At 34.6% G+C, this 1,768-nt stretch carries 1 protein-coding gene; it reads right to left on the minus strand.

What is annotated here, in order from left to right:
- On the minus strand, positions 1 to 1,768 hold a 1,768-nt coding region (locus Q4Q55_RS10575), incomplete at both ends, for a C1 family peptidase (protein WP_303372756.1).

Consider the following 1,768-nt stretch of genomic DNA (forward strand, 5'->3'; position numbering starts at 1 on the left):
CGTTGAACTTGATTGTTACAGTTTTGCCTTTATCCATTTTACCGTTGATTTTAAGGGTTGTCTTTAAGGTAAATTTCTTGGCTGTCTTTTTAACAGTGACTTTACTGGCTTTAAGCACCTGTTTTACAGTAACTTTATTAGTATATGTTTTGCCGTTGAATACTGTTTTGATTGTGTATTTTCCAGGAGTTTGTGTAATTTTTATTTTAGCTATTCCGTTCTTATCTGTTTTTACAGTTACAGCATCACCGTTGAATATGAATATTACTGATTCACCTCCAACAGCAACTTTACCGTCACCGGAAACCACTTTCACAGTAAAGTATGAACCGCCTGCGTAATCCACTGCAATATTTTTAGAAACGACTTTGAAATTCTGTGAATTTAATTTTACAGTAACTTTGTTTTCATAAGATTGATTATTATAAACTGTTGTTAGTGTATAAATACCTGGAGCCTCATTTATTTCCAATTTGGCAATGCCTTCATCATCAGTTGTCACATTAACATTCTTTCCATTAATACTAAGCCCAACTGATGTGCCAGAAACTGCATGACCGTCAGAAGTCACAACTTTAACACTGAAATATGATTGAGCACCATATTCCACTGAAATATTGCTGTTTTCAGTAATTTTGGAATCATCAGATACAGTATATACCTTAAGACAAACTGTTTTTCTTTTTAAACTAATATCAGTCCATGTGCTACCATCTGTACTTACAAATGATATTCCAGGAACATAATGGGTTCTTGAGAATCCCCCATAAGGAAGGGCATTACTTTTAAACACGACCTTGAAAGTGTCATTGACTTTAACTGGAATATATTTGCTTAATATAATTGTTTTATATCCTGCAAATTCGCTTTTTCCGCTTTGTGAGTGTGTCAAGTTATTGTTCACGTAAATGTCAAAGGAATAATCGATGCCGGACTGGTTGAAGTATGTTCCAACACCAGCAATCAAATCATCATATTCTGCAATGAATTTATTGGAATATTGAGTATAATTACTGTCAAAATCATATAAACCATTTAAATCAGTCTGGTAATTGACATGGTAATCTATTGTATTGGTGAAAATGCAAGCCGTGAACGGATATCTGATTCCTGTATCTTGGTCCAGTTCAAAAAATGATTTTTCATAGTAGGATATGTAGAAATATCCATTATCTCCCCAATCACTTGCCCAGCTGTTTTTGACAATCCATGCACCATCTCCAGGAGGAGTGATTAAAAAGTTATCCGCTTTATAGTTATCATCCCATCCGACAATGGCAACTGCATGGTTTGGTGAAAGTGATTTATTCACATAATGTGCAGAAGTCTTTTCATTGAAATATGGTTCAGCGTTACTGCTAGCATAAGCAACTGAAACAGCACCATAATTTAAAATTGCTTTTTTAACATCCTCAACATAATTATCTGAATTTGGCATGATGAAGTAAGCATCATGAAGACGTATCTTATTTGGACTGTCAACAAAAACAGATAATTTTCCAACCTCATCATATTCATCATCTTCTTCATTGACACTCAACCAGCCAAGTGCACTTGCCAAAGACATATAATCAACACCTCCTTCATCAGAAGTCAAAGTTCCAAAATCAGAATATCTTATTTGGAGATTTTGTAAATAATTTTGGGAAATATTATATTGAATGCCTGTTGCCCTTAAAAGAGCAGTTTCAAATGCCTCTCCAAAAGCAAATGTCCAGCACGCACCCATATATCCCTGATCTTTAACAGAAGTATTCCATCCCCAATC

This window comes from Methanobrevibacter sp. (assembly GCF_030539555.1).
Taxonomy (GTDB): domain Archaea; phylum Methanobacteriota; class Methanobacteria; order Methanobacteriales; family Methanobacteriaceae; genus Methanocatella.